At 68.9% G+C, this 19,438-nt stretch carries 18 protein-coding genes; 12 read left to right on the top strand and 6 right to left on the bottom strand.

The window, feature by feature from the left end; genetic code table 11:
* Positions 1-260 precede the first annotated feature (260 nt).
* The gene (locus tag ACWDV4_RS26490) at positions 261-2,102 is read right to left on the bottom strand and encodes a bifunctional metallophosphatase/5'-nucleotidase (RefSeq protein WP_449983977.1); all 1,842 of its coding nucleotides are present in this window, start codon (positions 2,100-2,102) and stop codon (positions 261-263) included.
* A 165-nt stretch (positions 2,103-2,267) separates the two neighbouring features.
* Here ACWDV4_RS26490 and pcrA point away from each other — a divergent pair, with 165 nt between their 5' ends.
* A complete protein-coding gene (pcrA, locus tag ACWDV4_RS26485; RefSeq protein WP_449983975.1) occupies positions 2,268-4,694 on the top strand; it encodes a DNA helicase PcrA in 2,427 nt (808 codons plus the stop codon).
* Positions 4,695-4,781: 87 nt separating this feature from the next.
* Here pcrA and ACWDV4_RS26480 read toward each other — a convergent pair whose 3' ends face one another.
* A complete protein-coding gene (locus ACWDV4_RS26480) occupies positions 4,782-5,600 on the bottom strand; it encodes a M23 family metallopeptidase (RefSeq protein WP_449983973.1) in 819 nt (272 codons plus the stop codon).
* Between the two features lie 285 nt (positions 5,601-5,885).
* Entirely contained in the window at positions 5,886-6,614 is a 729-nt protein-coding gene (locus ACWDV4_RS26475; RefSeq protein WP_449983970.1) for a M23 family metallopeptidase, read from the bottom strand.
* A gap of 539 nt (positions 6,615-7,153) precedes the next feature.
* On the opposite strand from ACWDV4_RS26475, the gene ACWDV4_RS26470 reads away from it, so the two are divergent.
* From ACWDV4_RS26470 to ACWDV4_RS26450, 5 genes are all read left to right on the top strand, one after another.
* Positions 7,154-7,558: a cobalamin B12-binding domain-containing protein gene (locus ACWDV4_RS26470; protein ID WP_449983967.1), complete on the top strand. Its 405-nt coding sequence runs from the start codon at positions 7,154-7,156 to the stop codon at positions 7,556-7,558.
* 330 nt (positions 7,559-7,888) lie between these two features.
* Positions 7,889-8,641, top strand: coding sequence for a hypothetical protein (locus ACWDV4_RS26465; protein ID WP_449983964.1), 753 nt, complete (start codon positions 7,889-7,891; stop codon positions 8,639-8,641).
* A gap of 215 nt (positions 8,642-8,856) precedes the next feature.
* A complete protein-coding gene (gene sucC, locus ACWDV4_RS26460; RefSeq protein ID WP_449983962.1) occupies positions 8,857-10,035 on the top strand; it encodes an ADP-forming succinate--CoA ligase subunit beta in 1,179 nt (392 codons plus the stop codon).
* A 1-nt stretch (position 10,036) separates the two neighbouring features.
* Positions 10,037-10,924 carry a succinate--CoA ligase subunit alpha gene (gene sucD / locus ACWDV4_RS26455; protein ID WP_449983959.1) on the top strand — a complete coding sequence of 296 codons (888 nt, stop codon included), beginning with the start codon at positions 10,037-10,039 and terminating at the stop codon, positions 10,922-10,924.
* A gap of 210 nt (positions 10,925-11,134) precedes the next feature.
* Positions 11,135-12,454, top strand: coding sequence for a cell division protein PerM (locus tag ACWDV4_RS26450; RefSeq protein ID WP_449983956.1), 1,320 nt, complete (start codon positions 11,135-11,137; stop codon positions 12,452-12,454).
* Between the two features lie 54 nt (positions 12,455-12,508).
* Here the strand turns inward: ACWDV4_RS26450 and ACWDV4_RS26445 are convergent, their stop codons facing one another.
* Positions 12,509-12,745 carry a DUF4190 domain-containing protein gene (locus tag ACWDV4_RS26445; protein ID WP_449983954.1) on the bottom strand — a complete coding sequence of 79 codons (237 nt, stop codon included), beginning with the start codon at positions 12,743-12,745 and terminating at the stop codon, positions 12,509-12,511.
* A 24-nt stretch (positions 12,746-12,769) separates the two neighbouring features.
* Between ACWDV4_RS26445 and ACWDV4_RS26440 the strand changes: the two genes are divergently transcribed.
* The gene (locus ACWDV4_RS26440; RefSeq protein WP_449983951.1) at positions 12,770-13,192 is read left to right on the top strand and encodes a hypothetical protein; all 423 of its coding nucleotides are present in this window, start codon (positions 12,770-12,772) and stop codon (positions 13,190-13,192) included.
* Positions 13,193-13,217: 25 nt separating this feature from the next.
* Here ACWDV4_RS26440 and ACWDV4_RS26435 read toward each other — a convergent pair whose 3' ends face one another.
* The gene (locus tag ACWDV4_RS26435; protein ID WP_449983949.1) at positions 13,218-13,619 is read right to left on the bottom strand and encodes a CD225/dispanin family protein; all 402 of its coding nucleotides are present in this window, start codon (positions 13,617-13,619) and stop codon (positions 13,218-13,220) included.
* A 127-nt stretch (positions 13,620-13,746) separates the two neighbouring features.
* Here ACWDV4_RS26435 and purN point away from each other — a divergent pair, with 127 nt between their 5' ends.
* Complete coding sequence (purN, locus tag ACWDV4_RS26430; protein WP_449983946.1) at positions 13,747-14,367, top strand: phosphoribosylglycinamide formyltransferase; 621 nt, start codon at positions 13,747-13,749, stop codon at positions 14,365-14,367.
* Positions 14,364-15,944: a bifunctional phosphoribosylaminoimidazolecarboxamide formyltransferase/IMP cyclohydrolase gene (gene purH, locus ACWDV4_RS26425; protein WP_449983943.1), complete on the top strand. Its 1,581-nt coding sequence runs from the start codon at positions 14,364-14,366 to the stop codon at positions 15,942-15,944. Before purN ends, purH begins: the two co-directional genes overlap by 4 nt.
* A 47-nt stretch (positions 15,945-15,991) precedes the next feature.
* Here the strand turns inward: purH and ACWDV4_RS26420 are convergent, their stop codons facing one another.
* Complete coding sequence (locus tag ACWDV4_RS26420; protein WP_449983939.1) at positions 15,992-16,525, bottom strand: hypothetical protein; 534 nt, start codon at positions 16,523-16,525, stop codon at positions 15,992-15,994.
* Positions 16,526-16,713: 188 nt separating this feature from the next.
* Between ACWDV4_RS26420 and ACWDV4_RS26415 the strand changes: the two genes are divergently transcribed.
* The 3 genes from ACWDV4_RS26415 to ACWDV4_RS26405 all read left to right on the top strand — a co-directional run bounded on the left by ACWDV4_RS26415 (position 16,714) and on the right by ACWDV4_RS26405 (position 19,267).
* The gene (locus ACWDV4_RS26415; protein ID WP_449983935.1) at positions 16,714-17,580 is read left to right on the top strand and encodes a bifunctional methylenetetrahydrofolate dehydrogenase/methenyltetrahydrofolate cyclohydrolase; all 867 of its coding nucleotides are present in this window, start codon (positions 16,714-16,716) and stop codon (positions 17,578-17,580) included.
* A 159-nt stretch (positions 17,581-17,739) separates the two neighbouring features.
* The gene (gene mdh, locus ACWDV4_RS26410) at positions 17,740-18,690 is read left to right on the top strand and encodes a malate dehydrogenase (protein WP_449983933.1); all 951 of its coding nucleotides are present in this window, start codon (positions 17,740-17,742) and stop codon (positions 18,688-18,690) included.
* A 178-nt stretch (positions 18,691-18,868) separates the two neighbouring features.
* The gene (locus ACWDV4_RS26405; RefSeq protein WP_449983931.1) at positions 18,869-19,267 is read left to right on the top strand and encodes a VOC family protein; all 399 of its coding nucleotides are present in this window, start codon (positions 18,869-18,871) and stop codon (positions 19,265-19,267) included.
* The last annotated feature ends 171 nt before the right edge of the window (positions 19,268-19,438 follow it).

The raw sequence follows: 19,438 nt of genomic DNA, 5'->3' as shown, positions 1-19,438 counted from the left end.
TCGGGCACTCCCTCTTCAGACAGGCCGCGGTGTCCGGATCCCGAAGCAGAAAGCCCCGGGCTCCAGGAGCCCGGGGCTTTCGGTAGGTCAGTTGATCAGGTGCGACCCACGGCTGCCGGACTCCCGGAGCCGTAGTAAAAGTAGGCACGCACCTGCTCGATCACGCGGTCGAGTATGCCGAGTGGCGTGGCCTCGCGCAAGCATTCGAGTTAGGAAGGGCCCCTTCCTATACAAAAAACGATAAGAAGGGGCCCTTCCTTTCAGCCCAGCCGGGTGATGCGGTTGGCCGGACCGGGGGCCACCGGAGCCGCGCCGAGGTAGGCCACCAGCGCGTCGACGTCGAATCCGGGCGCGGTGGAGCGGGCGGTGCCCTCCCGCAGGGTGGTGAACCCGTCGCCACCGTTGGCCAGGAAGTCGTTGGTGGTGACCCGGTAGCTGGCCGCCGGGTCGATCGGCGTACCGCCCAGCTTCAGCTCGCTGACCCGCTCGCCCGCCGGCTTCGTGGTGTCGTACGAGTAGGTGAAGCCGGCCGAGACCTGGAGGACGCGTTGGGTGGTCTGCCCACCGAAGCCCGGGAACTGCTGCTCCAACACATCCTTGAGCTGCGCCCCGGTCAGGGTCTGCGTCACCACCAGGTTGTTGAACGGCTGCACGGTGAACGCCTCGCCGTAGGTCACCTCGCCGGGTTCCTCGTCACCGGCGGAGGCGGCGTACGGCAGGGAGGCCCGGATTCCGCCCGGGTTCATCAGGGCGAGCTGCGCGCCGTTGGCGGTGGTCCAGGCGAGCTGGGCGTCGGCGATGACGTCGCCCATCGGGCTCTCCTGGTTGGGCTGGACGTCGCGCGTGATGTCGCCGGTGATCCGTCCGATGACCCGGTTGGCGATCGGGGCGACCGCCTGGCGGTACTTGTCGGCCAGGGCCTTCGTAGCCGGGTTGACCAGGTCCGGGTTGCGGACGTAGTTGCCCGGGGTGGTCTCCTGCCAGCTACCGTCCGGGTTGCGCACCCCGTTCTCGACGATCACGTTGCGCGCGGTGATCTCGGCGAACCGGCCGGTTCGCCGGTCCAGCGTGTAGTCGATGTCGGTGATCAGCTGTCCGTTGGTGCCGGCGCTGGTGACGACGCTGTGCGCGCCGGAGGAGTTCGGCAGCGAGCAGGAGTAGAACCGGTGGGTGTGCCCGGAGACGACCAGGCCGAACTCGGGGCGCAGGCCCGCCACGATCGGCACGATCGGGCCGGAGAAGTTGGCGCAGTCGGAGACCCCGGGGGTGCTCGGCGGCGGCGACTGGGCGCCACCCTCGTGGATCAGCAGGACCATGGCCCGTACGCCGAGCAGCTTGAGCCGGGCGGCCCACTTGTTGGCGGTCTCGACCTCGTCCTTGAACTCGACGTTGGTAATGCCGGCCGGGTTGACGATGTCCGGGGTGCCTTCGAGGGTGACCCCGACGAAGCCGACCGGTACGCCGCCGACGTGCCGGATGGCCACCGGCGGGAGGATCGGTAGCCCGGTCCGCTTGTTGACGGTGTTGGCAGCCAGGTAGGTGAACTTCGCCCCGTTGAAGCCGTCGCCGTCCTGGCAGCCGTCGACCGGGTGGCAGCCGCCCCGGTTGAGGCGCAGCAGCTCGTCGACGCCCTCGTCGAACTCGTGGTTGCCGACGGAGCTGATGTCCAGCCCGATCTGGTCCATCAGTTCGATGGTGGGTTCGTCGTGGAACGCGGCGCTGACCAGGGGGGTCGCGCCGATCAGGTCGCCGGCACCGACTGTGGTGGTCTTCCGGCCTTCGGCGCGGGCCTCGGCACGCAGCTTGTTCAGCCAGGTCGACAGGTATTCCACCCCACCGGCGGGGGTGCCGTTGACGGTGGCTCCGCTGCCGGTCGGCGGGTCGATCGCACCGTGGAAGTCGTTGTAGCTCAGGAAGTTGCCCTTGACCGTCTTGCCGAGGCCCGATCCGTAGGAGATCGAGACCGGGGTCAGGTTGGTGGTCGGACTGGCGGCTGCCGGTGTCGGGCCGCTGGCGATCGGCAGGGCGCCGACGAGGGCCAGCGCGAGGGCGGGTACCGCGAGGCGTCGCAGTACGCGGCCGCGCGAACGCGGTTGACTCATGTTCTTCTCCCAAGTGGGGGTACGGGGAGGTTCAAGGCGCTACCCGGTCATCGTTCTCGACCAGGCAGGAACACGCCAGACCTTGTCATACGGCGGCACGACGTCGATCGGGGGAGGGGCGGGCAGTGTGGGGATGTCCTACCGGCGACATAGACTCGCCACGCGATGCATGCTCTCTTCGAAATCCCGCCCATCGGCGACCCACCGTCGGTCTCGTCGTCGTCGCCGTCCCCGTCGTCACCACGCCCTCAGTCGCCGTCCGGTCTGGATCCACAGGCTCTGGTGACCGGCCTCAACGGTCCCCAGCGGGACGCGGTGACCCATGCGGGCCCGCCGTTGCTGATCGTGGCGGGCGCGGGCTCGGGCAAGACCCGAGTACTCGCCCATCGGATCGCCTATCTGCTGGCCGCCCGGCAGGTGCATCCGGGCGAGATCATCGCGATCACCTTCACCAACAAGGCCGCGGCGGAGATGAAGGAGCGGGTGGCCGCTCTGGTCGGTCCCCGGGCCCGGCTGATGTGGGTGTCGACCTTCCACTCGGCCTGCGTACGTATCCTGCGTGCCGAACATGAGCACGCTGGGTTGAAGTCGACGTTCTCCATCTACGACGCCGACGACTCGCGGCGGTTGATGCAGATGGTGGCGCGTGAGCTCGACCTTGATCCGAAGCGTTATCCGGCGCGGGGGTTGGCGGCCCAGGTCTCCAATCTCAAGAACGAGCTGGTCGATCCGGAGGAGTTCGCCGGTCGGGCGAAGGGCCCCAACGAGCGGGCCCTGGCCGAGGTCTACACCCGCTACCAGCAGCGCCTCAAGGAGGCGCACGCGCTCGACTTCGATGATCTGATCATGACGACGGTGCACCTGCTCCAGGCGCACCCGCACGTCGCGGAGAGCTACCGCCGACGGTTCCGGCACGTGCTGGTGGACGAATACCAGGACACCAACCACGCCCAGTACGTTCTGATCAAGCAACTGGTGGGCGGTGGTGACGTCGAACTGCCCCCGGCCGAGCTGTGTGTGGTTGGTGACGCCGACCAGTCGATCTACGCGTTCCGGGGCGCGACGATCCGTAACATCCTGGAGTTCGAGCGGGACTTCTCGGATGCCCGGACCATCCTGCTGGAGCAGAACTACCGTTCCACCCAGACCATCCTCAACGCCGCCAACGCGGTGATCGACAACAACGCCTCCCGGAAACCCAAGCGGTTGTGGAGCGAGCAGGGCGCCGGTGAGCAGATCGTCGGCTATGTTGCCGACACCGAGCACGCCGAGGCGGACTGGGTGGCCCGGGAGATCGACCGACTCTGCGACGACGACGAGGCTCGTCCGGGTGAGGTGGCGGTGTTCTATCGCACCAACGCCCAGTCCCGGGTCTTCGAAGAGGTGTTCATTCGGGTCGGGCTCCCCTACAAGGTGGTCGGCGGGGTGCGCTTCTACGAGCGCAAGGAGGTCCGCGACGCACTGGCCTACCTGCGGGCGGTGGTCAACGACGACGACACGGTGAGCCTGCGACGCATCCTCAACACGCCGCGCCGGGGCATCGGGGACCGGGCGGAGGCGTGCGTGGAGGCGCTGGCTGCCCGCGACCGGATCTCCTTCGGCGCGGCACTGCGCCGGGCGGTGGACGCACCCGGCATTTCCACCCGTGCGGCGAACGGCATCGGCGACTTCGTCGCCCTCCTCGACGACCTCCGCGAGATGTCCGCCACCGCGCTGCCCGAGGAGGTGCTGGAGGCGGTGCTGACCCGCTCCGGCTATCTCAGCGAACTTGAGGAGAGCCTGGACCCGCAGGACGCCGGTCGGGTGGAGAACCTCCAGGAGCTGGTGAGCGTCGCCCGGGAGTACACCGAGCGGTTCGAGGCCCAGGCCGAGGACGGGCAGGGGGCGACCCTGGCCGGTTTCCTGGAACAGGTGGCGCTGGTTGCCGACGCCGACCAGATCCCCTCCGACGACCCGGACCACCAGGGCGTGGTCACCCTGATGACCCTGCACACCGCCAAGGGGCTGGAGTTCCCGGTGGTGTTCCTCACCGGGCTGGAGGATGGCGTCTTCCCCCACCTGCGCTCGCTGGGCGACACCCGGGAGCTGGAGGAGGAACGGCGGCTGGCCTACGTTGGTATCACCCGGGCCCGCCAGCGCCTCTACCTGTCCCGCGCGGTGACCCGTTCGGCGTGGGGGCAGCCCTCCTACAATCCGCCGTCGCGCTTCTTGGAGGAGCTCCCGGCCGACCTGGTGCGCTGGGAGCGTACCGGCGGCTCCTACACGTCCTGGTCCGGTACCGGCGGCGGGGTGGGCGGCCGGGCCGACGTCGACCGGCAGCCGGCGGGCCGGGGCAGCGGCTTCGCCGGGGGTACGCCTAAGGCGGCCCAGTTGGCCCAGCGCCTCGGAGTCGATGGCAGCCGGCTCGCCACCGCCAGTGAACTGCCCCGGGGCCCCAAGGTGGCGGCTGGGGACCGGGTCAACCACCAGCGCTACGGGCTGGGCCGGGTGGTCGCGGTCGAGGGGCACGGTCCGGGTGCGCGTGCCCAGATCGACTTCGGTGACCAGACGCTGTGGCTCGTGCTGCGGCATGCGCCGATCGAGAAGCTCTGACCCGGTTTCTCGGACCCCATACATCGCGAAGCCCGGTCTGGCAGCTGCCAGACCGGGCTTCGCGTCGGGGGAGGTACGGGTAGCGTCTCAGCAGCCGAGGTCGACGCCCCGGGCCCGCATCCACGGACCGGGGTCGACCTGGTTCCACAGGCCGTTGTGCACCTCGAAGTGCAGGTGCGGTCCGGTCGAGTCACCGGTGGAGCCCTCGCGGCCGATGAGGGTGCCGGCACTGACCTTCTGGCCGACGTTCACCGTGGTCTCGTTCAGGTGGGCGTAGTGCGTCAGGTAGCCGTTGCCGTGGTCGATGACCACGGAGATGCCGTAGCCGGTGAAGGCCCAGCCGGTGTTGACGACGGTGCCGGCCGCTGCGGCGACCACCGGGGTGTTCGCTGGCATGGCCAGGTCGATACCGGCGTGCAGGGTGCCCCACCGCTGCCCGTAGCAGGAGGTGGTCGAGGCGCCGGGCATCGGGTTTACCCAGTCCGCCTTGGGCTTGGCCGCCGTGGTGGCCTTCTTCGTCGCGGGCGCTGCCGCCTTGCTGGGGGTGGCCTCAGCGGTGGGGGTCTCGGTCGCGGGTGCCTCGGTGGTGGCTGAGGGGCTGGGAGCCGATGAGGTCGACGTCGGGTCAGCGGTGGCGTCGTCCCGCGAGGAGCGGTCCGCGCGGTCGGCAGCTTCGGCCCGGGCCCGCTCGTCCAGAGCGACAGCGGTGGTCTCGGTGGCGTCCTGCTCGTCGGGGGTGACGGCGGCGGAGATGCCCGCGATACCGAAGCCGACCAGCGCTACGAGGGCGGTGGCGAGGTAGGGGGTACGGCCTGTGCTCAGTCTGCTGCGCACCCGGTGACGGCCCACTTCGGCGTCGCGTTCAGGGGTGTCGTGGTGGTTCTCGAGCGACTCGTTTTCCTGCACGGGGGAACCTTCGTGGTCGAGGGGCACGGACTGGCAAATATTTGTTTGCCGCGCCTTTGACCAGGGAAAAGGGGTAGAAGGTCGGTCGCCGATGGGCGGACGACGAGCCGCGGTGGTCGGGGTCGTTGTCCGGGTATCGCCAGTTACTGACCGGCAGGCAGGTGGAGTACCGGCGTGGTGTCGCTCACATCACCTGTTGTGGCGTAGGAAACTTTTACCGAGAGTGATCAACGAAAAACCGCCCGAACCGTGAGGTCCGGGCGGTAGGTTGGACAGCGCAAAGAGTCAGGAGCTGGTGACATCCGCGAAGCTTGGCTGCATTTCCAGCTTGATGTCCACTCCCCGCTCCTGGAGCCACGGAATCGGGTCCTTCGGCTCGCCATTGACATGGACCTCGAGATGTAGTTGAGGCCCATAGGTGTGGCCGGTGCTGCCCACCAGGCCGAGCTGGTCGCCAGCCTTGACCTGCTGGCCTTCCTTGACCGTCAGCTTGGACGAGTGTCCGTAGATCGCCTCGCTGCCGTCGGTGTGCTTGATGATCACGGCGTAGCCGTAGCCACCGAACCAGCCTGCCTTAGTCACCGTGCCGGCGCGAATGGCCTGGTAGGGGGTGCCTTCGGCGGCGGCAAGGTCGATGCCGGTGTGCAGTTTGCCCCAGTGCATCCCATAGGGGGTGGTGAACTGGTAGCCGCGCAGTGGCAGGAGGCAGACGTCGTTTGACGCGTCGGTCGTCGCCGCCTCGACGTTGTCGCGGGGGTTGTCGCGGGAGGCGCGATCGGCGTCAGCGGCGCGGGCTGCGGCATCGGCGCTGATCTGGGTGTCGCTCTCCAGTTCGGCGGCGAGCGCGCTGGGGTTGACCGTTTTGGCGTCCGGCATGGCGCCGGCGCCGAGGGCCACGATGCCCGCGCCAACGAAGGCGGAGGTTACGACTGCGGCGTAGCGGCTGCGAGGAGGAGTGGGGACGCGACGCCGACCGCGATATCGGTCGGGCTCAGACGACAAGCGCTGGCGCACGCACATCCTCCGTTATCGGGTCAATAAGGCGGCTTCGCCAGTGTCGTGTAGCGAGATGAACACTGGATCACCGCGTCGTCACCCGGCTGTGGGCCTGATGGCAACCGTTGGACACGGTAGCCAACCCCCAGGCGACTCACAAGCCGCACCGCGCAAATCACTAATACGGAGTGCGGCTGTCCGCTATGGAATAGCCTAGGTCGTAACGTTTTGCGGATACCTTCGTTAGTAGCGCTTCGTTTGCGGCTGGTGGCGGATCGTCATCTTGCTTGCCCCAGGGGCCACCGCGCCACCCTGGCTGCTCCGGTAGGCGCTGGTCCGGTAGGCGGTCCACTGTGCCGACCCGATGGCGGGCGCCGATCCGGTGCTGGATGCCAATCTGGCGGCGGGTCCCGACTGCTGGCGGGTGTCGACCCGATGGCTGTCCGACCGGCGCGGGAGGGAGCACTGTCGCTCCCGGCTTCCGAAGCGCGCGGGAGGCAGGTTACCGTTCGTTCAGGTAGTTGCCGCGGATGCCGCCCTGGAAAGGTGTTGCGCTGATGAGCTCTCGAATTCGGGTCGTCGTGGCCAAGCCAGGGCTGGACGGGCACGATCGCGGTGCCAAGGTGGTTGCTCGCGCCCTGCGGGACGCCGGTATGGAGGTCATCTACACCGGGCTGCACCAGACACCGGAGCAGATCGTTGAGGCAGCCATCCAGGAGGACGCCGACATCATCGGTCTCTCCGTACTCTCCGGGGCACACATGACGCTCTTCCGGCGGGTGCTGGAGTTGCTGACCGAGCGAGAGGCCGAGGACATCATGGTCTTCGGCGGCGGCATCATCCCGGAGGCCGACATCCCGGAGTTGGAGCGGCTCGGCGTCGCGAAGATCTTCACACCCGGTGCGACGACCAAATCGATCGTGGACTGGGTCAACCAGAACGTCGCCCAACAGGTCGCCTGACTTACCGCACCGGTCACCTGACTCGCCGCGAGCGGGCGGTCCATCCGAAGGCGGTATTCGAAGACGGGGGAGAGGCCGGACGCACCCCTCACACGTCCGGCCTCTCTATGCACGATGCCCCGCCGCCACCCCTCGACCGACAGGGCATCGGCCGCTCCCGCCATCGCGCTCGATCGCGCTCTGACATCTGACTCAACGATGCCCTCCGGCCGGGGTTACGCAGCCGCCGGAAAGAGTCGACGATTTTTCCATCGGAGTGACTTCCGGCCGTAGCCTGTGCGCGTCACCACATGACCCGCATGCCACACCGCCGCCCCCAGGAGCCGAGTCATGACCGTCCCCCCGCAGCAGCCGCCCCCCACGTCCGGCGGATGGCCCCAACAGCCGCCCACCCCACAGGCATGGCCCCAGCAGCCGGCCAACCCGCAGGCATGGCCCCAGCAATCGGGTGGCCCCGCCCAGCCGCAGCAGCAGGCATGGCCCCAGCAGCCGGCGGGGCCCGGTGGTTGGCAACAGCCTCCGGTCGCGCCGGCACCGCTGGTGAAGCGGATTCCCGAGGACCAGCCCTTCGTCGTACGCCCGAGCGGGCGCAAATACCTGCTCTTCTTCGGCGGGCTGATGGCTTTCGTCCTTCTGATGGCCGGTTGCCCGCTCGGGCTGATGGCGATGGCGGGTAGCCCCGAGATGGTCCTCATCGGGCTCGGGATTTTTCTCGTGACCTTCGGCGGGTTGTTCGGCCTGCAGTACTGGATGGTCGCCTCGGGCGGGCCGGTGCTGGCGGTGGGCCCGACCGGGCTGTGGATCAAGACGCGGCCCACCCGGGGGCAGGCGGTCTGGCTGCCCTGGGAGGCAGTCGAGCAGGTCTACCGCCGTCGCTGGGCGTTCAACAAGTATGTCTGTGTCAAACTCCGCGATCCCCGGATGCTCGGCAACCTCGGGGCGTACACGGCGTTGGACAGCAGCATGATGCAGGGGGTCTTCGGCACCGGCCTGACCGCCACCCTCAACTTCGGGGACCGGCCCGAAGCGGAGATCATGCAGGCGATCGGCTACTTTTCGGCCGGTCGGTGCCCGGTAAGCTAGGGCGGGCCTGACGGGTGGTGGGGACCGCTCCGAGCCGGCCGGCGCTCCGGTCGGCATGTGCATTACCGCACACCGCGCACCCGCTCGGTTGCCGGCGGTGCCCGCCTCGCTAGGCTGCGGCCGATGGCCTGTTTCATCTGACGACAGGCGTCAACTCAATTCACGCTGGCGGCGGCGCGACGGCGCGTCGCGGAGACGGGACGGGACACACAATCGTGGACCTGTACGAATACCAGGGGCGTGACCTGTTCGAGCGGCACGGGTTGCCCGTGCTCGCCGGCGGCGTCGCCACGACCCCGGAGGAGGCCCGGGCGATCGCCGAGCGCCTCGGTGACCGGGTGGTCGTCAAGGCGCAGGTGAAGGTCGGTGGCCGTGGCAAGGCCGGCGGGGTGAAGCTCGCCGAGGGTGCTGAGGAGACGACGGCTCGGGCCGGCGACATCCTGGGCATGGACATCAAGGGTCACACCGTCCACAAGGTGATGATCACGGTTACCGCGAACATCGCCGAGGAGTACTACTTCTCGTACCTGCTCGACCGGGCCAACCGTACCTTCCTCTGCATCGCCAGCGTGGCTGGTGGCATGGACATCGAGCAGGTCGCGGCGGAGACCCCGGACAAGGTCGCCAAGATCGCTATCGACGCCAACGTCGGGGTGGACGAGGCGAAGGCGCGGGAGATCGTCGCCGCCGCCAAGTTCCCGGCCGAGGTGGCCGACCAGATCACCGCCATCGCGGTCAAGCTGTGGCAGACGTTCGTCGCCGAGGACGCCACCCTGGTGGAGGTCAACCCGCTGGCCAAGACCGCAGATGGCACGGTGCTCTGCCTCGACGCGAAGGTGACGCTGGACGCCAATGCCGCGTTCCGGCACCCGGACCACGAGGCACTGGTCGACCAGGCCGCCGTGGACCCGCTGGAGCAGCGGGCCAAGGAGAAGGACCTCAACTACGTCAAGCTCGACGGCGAGGTCGGCATCATCGGCAACGGTGCCGGTCTGGTCATGTCCACCCTTGACGTGGTGGCGTACGCGGGCGAGCGGCACGGCGGGGTCAAGCCGGCGAACTTCCTCGACATCGGTGGTGGCGCGAGCGCGGCGGTGATGGCCAACGGGCTGGAGATCGTCCTGTCCGACCCTGCGGTGCGTAGCGTCTTCGTCAACGTCTTCGGTGGCATCACCGCCTGCGACGAGGTGGCCAACGGCATCGTCCAGGCCCTGGAACTGCTGGAGCAGCGGGGCGAGAAGGTCACCAAGCCGCTCGTCGTCCGGCTGGACGGGAACAACGCCGAGGCGGGTCGGGCAATCCTCGACGACGCCGCGAATCCGCTCGTCGAGCGGGTGGACACCATGGATGGAGCGGCCGAGCGCGCCGCCGAGCTCGCGGCTGCGGGGGTCTGAGATGGCAATCTGGCTGACCAAGGACTCGAAGGTCATCGTCCAGGGGATGACCGGCTCCGAGGGCATGAAGCACACCCGGCGGATGCTCGCGGCCGGTACCAACGTGGTCGGCGGCGTGAACCCGCGTAAGGCGGGCCAGACGGTCGACTTCGACGGCACCGAACTGCCCGTCTTTGCCAGCGTGGCCGACGCCATGCAGGCCACCGGTGCGGACGCCACGGTGATCTTCGTACCGCCGCAGTTCACCAAGGGCGCCGTGATCGAGGCGATCGACGCCGGCATCGACCTTGCCGTGGTGATCACCGAGGGTGTGCCGGTGCACGACACCGCCGCGTTCTGGGCGTACAACGTGGCCAAGGGCGAGCAGACCCGAATCATCGGCCCCAACTGCCCGGGCATCGCCTCGCCCGGTGCGTCCAACGCCGGCATCATTCCGGCCGACATCACCGGTTCCGGCCGGATCGGTCTGGTCAGCAAGAGCGGCACGCTGACCTACCAGATGATGTACGAGCTGCGCGACATCGGCTTCTCCACCTGCGTCGGCATCGGTGGCGACCCGATCATCGGCACCACCCACATCGACGCGCTCGCGGCCTTCGAGGCCGACCCGGAGACCGACGCGATCGTGATGATCGGTGAGATCGGTGGCGACGCCGAGGAGCGGGCTGCCGAGTTCATCAAGGCCAACGTGACCAAGCCGGTGGTCGGCTACATCGCCGGTTTCACCGCGCCTCCCGGCAAGACGATGGGCCACGCCGGGGCGATCATCTCCGGCTCGTCCGGCACCGCCGAGGCCAAGAAGGCGGCGCTGGAGGCGGTCGGCGTCAAGGTCGGCAAGACGCCGACCGAGACCGCCCGCCTGATGCGGGAGATCATGTCCGGCAACTGAGTACCACCCGTGACGGGGCCGGCCGCATGCTGTGGCCGGCCCCGTTCGTTTGCGTACCCGGGGGGGTTGTTGCTTGGCCCTGGTGAACGCGGCGGTTGTCCGAGGATCCGCCTGGTAAGGGTGATATGTGGGCATATCACGAAGCTCGTGGTGCGACCAGCGGTGGTGTCGGCCAGCGGCCGTTTCGCGGACGTGTCAGAGTAGGCGCTGATGCCACCCGTCCCCCCTGATCCGCCGCACCGTTCCGCTCATCCGGAGCTTGGCGACGCCGACCCACCCGATCGCGGGGTCGAGCCGGTCGCGGGACCGGACCGACGGACCGGTCGCCCACCCGTGCAGCGGTCCGGTGGGCAACCGCGTCCCCGCCGTCGGGCTCCACTGGCGGTCGCCGCCGGCATCAACACCTGCTGGGCGGCGCTGGTCTCGTTCCTCCCGGTCGCTACCGTCCTGGGCCTGGCCCAGCTCACCGAAGACTCGGCCACCTTCGCCGGAGCCATCCGGATTGGGCTTGCCGGCTGGTTGCTGGGGCACGGCGTGCCCCTCGGTACCAGCGCCGGCCCGATCGGCCTCGCGCCGCTGGCACTCGGTGCGCTCGCGGCGTGGCGGGTCGCCCGGGCCGGCGTACACACCAGCCGGGCCATCGGCGCGCAGCGGCGCGGCTCGCCCCGGCAGGCGCTCGCCGTCGCGGGCACGGTCGGCCTCTGGTACGGCGTACTCGGTGCCCTCGCGGCGGTCGCCGTCGACGTCACCGGGCTCACCGTCTCCCTGCCCCGGGCGGGCCTCACCTTCGCCGTCTTCGGCGCGCTGTCGGCGCTGCTCGGCGCGGCGCGCAACACCGATGCCCTGGGGGTGTTGGCCGAGCGGACACCCGCCGCCCTGCGGGACGGGGTGCGTACCGGACTCGTCGCTGCGCTGCTCGTACTCGGAGCCGGCGCTGCGGCGGCGGGACTCGCCGTGGCCACCGGCGGTGGCGAGGCCAGCGACATGCTTGGCGCCTATCGGACCGGGGTGGCCGGGCAGGCGGGCATCACCCTGCTCAGCGTCGCCTACGCGCCCAACGCCGCCATCTGGGCCGCCTGTTACCTCCTTGGGCCGGGGTTCGCCGTCGGCACCGACACCGCCATCAGCACCACCGAGGTGACGGTCGGCGCGCTGCCGGCCGTACCCCTGATCGCCGGCCTCCCGAGCGGACCCGTCGGCGGTTCTGGTGCGCTGTTGCTCGCCGTGCCGGTGCTCGCCGGCATGGCCGCCGGTTGGTTGGGCATGCGCCGGACACTTCGCGCCGCTGCCCGGGACCGTACCCAGATTGGCTGGCTTCGGCTGATCGCGGCGGCGGCGATCGCCGGTCCGGTGGCCGGCGTGTTGCTCGGACTCGCCGCCCTGGTCTCGGGCGGGCCGCTCGGCGGCGGCCGGTTGATGGAGATGGGGCCGGTGCCCTGGTTGGTCGCGGCCATCGCGACGCTCGTGCTGGCGGCGGGCGCCATGATCGGTGCCGCCGCTGCCCGAGTCTTCAGCGTCCACCCCCACTGACGCGGCGGGGCGCCCCGGAAGTTCCGGAGCGCCCCGAACGCGTGGCCGGCTGACTCAGTAGCTGGTCGGCACGAGGGCCATCCCGACGAAGTTCAGGATGATGGAGAGGATGCCGAGCCCGACCGCGACCGCGCCGCAGATCAGACCGGCCAATGCCTGGCCCCGGTTGTCGGCCAACCCCTGGTCCGCCTTCTGCTTGCCGAGGAAACCCGTCACCGCCGCCGCGATGCCCAGCGGGAAACCGAGATAGCAGCAGAAGAGCAGCGGGATGGCCGCGATGCCCAGGATCATCGAGACCAAGCCCAGCGTGTTCTGTTGCTGGGCCGGCGGCGCCGGGTAGCCCGGGGCCGCCGGGTAGCCCGGCATACCGTAAGGCTGACCAGCGCCGTACGGCTGCCCCGAGATGGGCTGCTGGCCGTACGGGTCCGAGTACGCCGGCTGCCCGTACGGCTGACCCGAGGTGGGCTTGCCAACGGCGGGCTCGCCGTACCCCGGCTGCCCCGAGGTGGGGGCACCGTAGGCCGGCTGCCCCGAGGTGGGGGCACCGTAGGCCGGCTGCCCCGACGAGGGCTGTCCGTACGGCTGGCCCGAGGTGGGCTGCCCATAAGTGGGCTCGCCGTACCCCGGTTGGCCGGAGGTGGGCTGCCCGTACGGCTGCTGCGGCTGCGCGTAGGGATCCTGAGGCGGTGGTTGCTGGCCGTACGGGTCCTGGTCGGGATAGCCGGGCTGCATGGGTGACTCCTGTCAGGAACTGTGGTTGCGCTTAGACACTGGTCGAGGCCGCCGACAAACCGATGACGAAGTAGATGACGCAGCAGATGATGTTGATGGCCCAGAGGATGAGACCGATGATCAGGGCCAGCTTCGACCACTTCTTGGAATCGGCGGCGGCTGCCTGGGCAGCAGCATAGTTACCCTGCTGGAGCAGCGGGTTGACCTTGGACGCGGCCATGATGGCCGGGATGGCCAGCGGCCAGAACAGGAAGATCGCGACGATGGACATCGTCATGTTGTTGTCGATCTGGGGCGGCGGCTGCTGCTGGTAGGGGTAGCCGGGCTGCATGGTGGTGAACTCCTTGGGACGTCGTCCTTCTTGGGTGGAGGGCTGCGGAGAGCGGCCGTTCATCGAGAGACCAAACTCCGAAGCGTCCGGCAGCGTACCCAATGCATGCGACACCAGGGGGGTACTGCGCTGGCAACTTGCCGAGCAGTTGTCACATCGGTCAGAAATTGTGATGGTTGCCGGTGGAGGGGCCGGGAGGGCGCTCCGACCTGCCCGATAGGGTGCTGTCGTGACTGAGCCCGCGGCGGCCGCCCGCCTCGTCGTCCTCATCTCCGGCTCCGGCAGCAACCTGCAGGCGTTACTAGACGCGTGCGCCGACCCGGCCTACGGCGCACAGGTGGTCGCCGTCGGCGCGGACCGGGACGCAATAGCCGGTCTCGACCGGGCCACCGCAGCCGGTGTACCGGTCTTCGTCGAGCCGCTGAAGGCGTACCCGACCCGCGAGGAGTGGGACCAGGCACTCACCGGACGCATCCAGGAGCATCGGCCCGACCTGGTGATCTCGGCCGGCTTCCTCAAACTCGTCGGGCCGCACTTCCTCGCCGCCTTCGGCGACCGCTACCTCAACACGCACAACACCCTGCTGCCCGCGTTCCCCGGCATCCACGGTCCCCGGGACGCGCTCGCCTACGGCGTCAAGCTCACCGGGGCCACCCTCTTCTTCGTCGACGCTGGAGTCGACACCGGCCCGATCGTCGCCCAGGTGGCGGTGCCGGTGCTCGACGACGACAACGAGGAAACCCTCACCGAACGCATCAAGGAAGCCGAACGGCGTCAGTTGGTCGAGCAGATCGGCCGGCTGGTCCGCGAGGGTTGGACGATTTCCGGAAGAAAGGTCACCATCCCGTGAGCCAGAGCGGGTCCGCAGTAGACGGTCGGCGCCCGGTGCGTCGCGCAATGATCAGCGTGTACGACAAGACCGGACTGACCGAACTCGCCCAGGCGCTGCACGCCGCCGGGGTCGAGATCGTGTCGACCGGCAGCACCGCCGCAACCATCGAACGGGCCGGGGTGCCGGTCACGCCCGTGGAGACGGTGACCGGGTTCCCCGAGTGCCTCGACGGCCGGGTCAAGACCCTGCACCCGAAGGTGCACGCCGGACTCCTGGCCGACCTACGGTTGGACAGCCACGTTGCCCAGCTCGACGAGCTCGGTGTGCAGCCGTTCGACCTGCTGGTATCCAACCTCTACCCGTTCACCGAGACGGTCGCCTCCGGCGCCGACTTCGACAGCTGCATCGAGCAGATCGACATCGGCGGTCCGGCCATGGTGCGCGCCGCCGCCAAGAACCACGCCTCCGTGGCGGTGGTCACCGACGTCTCGGCGTACCCCCTGGTGTTGGCGGCCGTGGCCGACGGCGGCTTCACGCTGGCGCAGCGCCGCGCGCTCGCCGCCCGCGCCTTCGCCGACATCGCCGAGTACGACGTGGCCGTCGCCAACTGGTGCGCAATGACGTTGAGCGAGGAAGGTCAGGCGTGGCCCGGCTTCGGCGGGCTCGCCCTGCGCCCCGCCGCGACCCTGCGCTACGGGGAGAACCCGCACCAGCAGGCAGCGCTTTATGTCGACGCCGGGACGCCGGCCGGGCTGGCCCAGGCCGAGCAGCTACACGGCAAGGAGATGTCCTACAACAACTACGTCGACGCGGACGCGGCGTGGCGGTCGGCCAACGACTTCGCCGACGCCCCGGCGGTGGCGATCATCAAGCACGCCAACCCGTGTGGCATCGCGATCGGCGTGGACGTGGCCGAGGCGCACCGCAAGGCGCACGCCTGCGACCCGGTGTCGGCGTACGGCGGGGTGATCGCGGTCAACCAGCCGGTCTCTGTCGAGCTGGCCAAGCAGGTGGCCGAGATCTTCACCGAGGTCGTCGTCGCGCCGGGCTATGCCGAGGGTGCGGTCGAAGTGCTGGCCGCGAAGAAGAACATCCGGCTGCTACGGGCCCCGGCCTGGTCACCACAGCCGGCCGAGTGGCGGCAGGTCAGCGGCGGTGTGCTCGTACAGGCGGCGGACCGGGTGGATGCCCCTGGTGACGACCCTGGCACCTGGCGGCTGGCAGCGGGCGAGGCGGCCGACCCGGACACCCTGCGCGACCTGGCCTTCGCCTGGCGGGCCGTGCGCGCGGTGAAGAGCAACGCGATCCTGCTGGCCACCGACGGCGCGACCGTCGGGGTGGGGATGGGACAGGTCAACCGGGTCGACTCGGCACACCTCGCGGTTACCCGGGCCGGGGCGGATCGGGCCCGGGGTGCGGTCGCGGCATCGGATGCGTTCTTCCCGTTCGCCGACGGGTTGCAGGTGTTGATCGACGCGGGCGTACGGGCCGTCGTGCAGCCCGGCGGCTCGGTACGCGACGAGGAGGTCGTCGCCGCCGCACAGGCCGCCGGGATCACCATGTACTTCACCGGGACCCGGCACTTCTTCCACTGACGGTTCCACCATGATCTGTGCCCCCGGTCGTGTACCGGGGGCACAGATCATGGAGCGACTCGTAGGGTCAGCAGGGCCGTTGCCCCGTTGTCGCGGTCGGCCTGCACCGTCCAGCAGCCGGCAGTCGGGAAGACCCACCCCGTGCCCCATTCGTCGCCGGGGCGCGACCAGATGCTCCCGGTGTGACCCTCCGGTCCCCACGTCGGTGCCACCGTGGCGTCGCCCGGCCCGACGGCCCGGATACGCAGATCGCCGGTCCCGGTCATCCGCCAGACGATCTTTGTCTCCTTGGTGGCCCGTAGTTCCCTCTCCCCCTCCCTCGGGAAGAACAGCGCCCACAGGGTGACGCCGTTGCCGACTCCCGGTGCTTCCCTGTCCCCACTGTCGGAGCTGATCGGATAGTCAGCGGAGGGCGGGCAGGGCGGCTTGGCCACCGCTGACGCTGATCCGGTCGGGGATGTTCCTGGCCTGGTCGGCGATGTTCCCGGGATGCCGGTGGGCGTCGCCTCGCTGCATCCGGCCAACAAGGCAACTCCGGTCAGTGCCCCAGATACCAGGGCAGCTGCGCGTCTCCTAGGCATGCTAGCAAGATATCGAGATTTGCAGATCGGCCGAAAGGTCGTATCGGCGGAGAGCGAATCGTGAGTCAAGATCCTCGTGGTGGGGAACTGGCCGCCGCGACGCGGGAACTGCTGGCACTGTCTACTGGCGGACCGTCGGATCTGGTCCCTGATCACGGGAATTCTGCGGACGTGAGACGATTCGTGGTGTGACGGCGACCCTCTTGGATGGCAAGGCGACCGCAGCGGAAATCAAGGATGAGCTGCGCGTACGGGTGAAGGCACTCGCGGAACGGGGCATCGTCCCGGGCCTGGGTACGGTACTGGTCGGCGAGGATCCGGGCTCGCAGGCGTACGTCAACGGCAAGCACCGGGACTGCGCCGAGGTCGGCATCGCGTCGATCCGACGGGAACTGCCAGCGGACGCGACGCAGGAGCAGGTCGACGCGGTCATCACCGAACTCAACGCCGACCCGGCCTGCCACGGCTACATCGTCCAGCTGCCGCTGCCGGCCCAGATCAACACCCAGCGGGTGCTGGAGCTGATCGACCCGGACAAGGACGCCGACGGCCTGCACCCGGTCAACCTCGGCCGCCTGGTGCTCGGCTACCCCGGTCCGCTGCCGTGCACCCCGCGCGGCATCGTGGAACTGCTGCGTCGGCACGACGTGGCACTGCGCGGGGCCGAGGTCGCCGTGGTTGGGCGGGGAAACACCGTGGGTCGCCCGTTGGGGCTGTTGCTTACCCGGCGGAGCGAGAACGCCACCGTGACGTTGTGCCACACGGGCACGCTGGACCTGGCCGCACACACCCGGCAGGCGGACATCGTGATCGTCGCCGCGGGCGTACCGGGGCTGCTCACCGCCGACATGGTCCGCCCGGGTGCGGTGGTGGTCGACGTGGGCATCACCCGGGTGATCGGTGCGGACGGCAAGGGCCGTTACACCGGGGACGTCAATCCCGAGGTGGCTGAGGTGGCCGGCGCGCTGGTACCGATGCCGGGCGGCGTCGGGCCGATGACCCGGGCCATGTTGCTGGCCAACGTGGTGGAGCGCGCCGAGCGGGACGCCGGTTAGGAAGGGCCCCTTCCTATCGCTTTTTGCATAGGAAGGGGCCCTTCCTAACACCACAACCAAGTGGTGATCCGGCCAACGGTCACCAGCCCTGCCCTGAACGGTGCGACCATGGCTGATACGGTCCGGAAAACCCGACTGGTATCAGGGAGTGGGACGACCATGGGCAAAAAGGTCACTGTCGTCGGCGCTGGCTTCTACGGCTCGACGACCGCACAGCGCCTGGCCGAGTACGACGTCTTCGACACGGTGGTCATCACCGACATTGTGGAGGGCAAGCCTGAAGGGCTGGCGCTGGACCTGAACCAGTCGCGGCCGATCGAGGGCTTCGAGACCAAGGTCGTCGGCGCCACCACCGGCCCGAACGGTGAGGGCTACGAGGCCATCGAGGGCTCGGACGTCGTCGTGATCACCGCTGGTCTGCCCCGTAAGCCCGGTATGAGCCGGATGGACCTGCTGGAGACCAACGCGAAGATCGTTCGCCAGGTCTCCGAGAACGTCGCCAAGTACGCCCCGAACGCGGTGATCATCGTCGTCTCCAACCCGCTGGACGAGATGACCGCGATGGCACAGCTGGCTACCCAGTTCCCGAAGAACCGGGTGCTCGGCCAGGCCGGCATGCTCGACACCGCCCGGTTCAGCAACTTCGTCGCCGAGGCGCTGTCGGTGCCGGTCGCGTCGGTCAAGACGCTGACCCTGGGCTCGCACGGTGACACCATGGTCCCGGTTCCGTCCAAGAGCACGGTCGACGGCAAGCCGCTGCGTGACGTCATGCCGGCGGAAAAGATCGAGGAGCTGGTCGTCCGGACCCGCAACGGTGGCGCCGAGGTCGTCGCGCTGCTGAAGACCGGTTCGGCGTACTACGCCCCGTCCGCCGCTGCCGCCCGGATGGCCAAGGCCGTGGCGACCGACTCCGGCGACGTCATGCCGGTCTGTGCCTGGGTTGACGGCGAGTACGGCATCTCCGGCGTCTACCTGGGCGTCGAGGCTGAGATCGGTGCCGAGGGCGTACGTCGGGTCGTCGAGACCGACCTGGACGCCGACGAGCTGGCCAGCCTGAAGGAGGCCGCCGAGGCGGTCCGCGCCAAGCAGGGTGACGTCGCCAACCTCTGACCCGTACGCCGGACGCGGCCAGGCCGCGTGCTGAAAGATCACCCCGCCCCCTGAGTCTAGGGGGCGGGGTGATCTGCGTTACGGATCAGACTGGACAGAAACTCTCTACGCCGTACGGTGTACAATGTACGGTAAATGAGGCTGAGGGCCTCGACCCGCTTCGACCGAGGAGATCCCCTTGCAGATCACCGGTGCCGCCATCTCGCTGAACGTCGACGACGTGGCAGCCTCGGCTGCTTTCCTCAAGCAGCACTTCGGGTTCCGGGAGGAGATGGCCGCCGACGGGTTCGTCTCGCTGACCCGGGACGATCTCGGGTTCAACGTCATCTTCCTGCGTACCGGTCTGGCCAGCCTGAAGCCGGACAGCCTGCGTGATCAGCACGCGAGCGGGCTGATCGTGGTCTTCGTGGTGGAGGACATCGACGGCGAGTACGCCCGGATCCAGCGCGAGGGGGTAGAGATCACCACGCCGATCGAGACCGAGCCCTGGGGGGAGCGCTACTTCCAGGTGACTGACCCGAATGGTGTTGTCGTCCAACTCGTGCAGTGGATGACCCAGCCGGACGCCCAGGAATAGGAATCCAGGCCTGGAGGGAGGGCGGTCGAGTCGGACGGATATGTGTCAGCGGCACCCGTTCTCGACCGCCCTTCCTCTAGACGAGTAGTTCCGATGTCAGGGGTCGATGTCTGGGCATGAAGAGAGGGCGTCCAAGATCGTGTTGTGACGCAAGACCTGGACACCCTCTTG

This window comes from Micromonospora sp. NPDC003197 (assembly GCF_053590565.1).
This window is presented reverse-complemented; position numbering and strand designations above follow the sequence as displayed.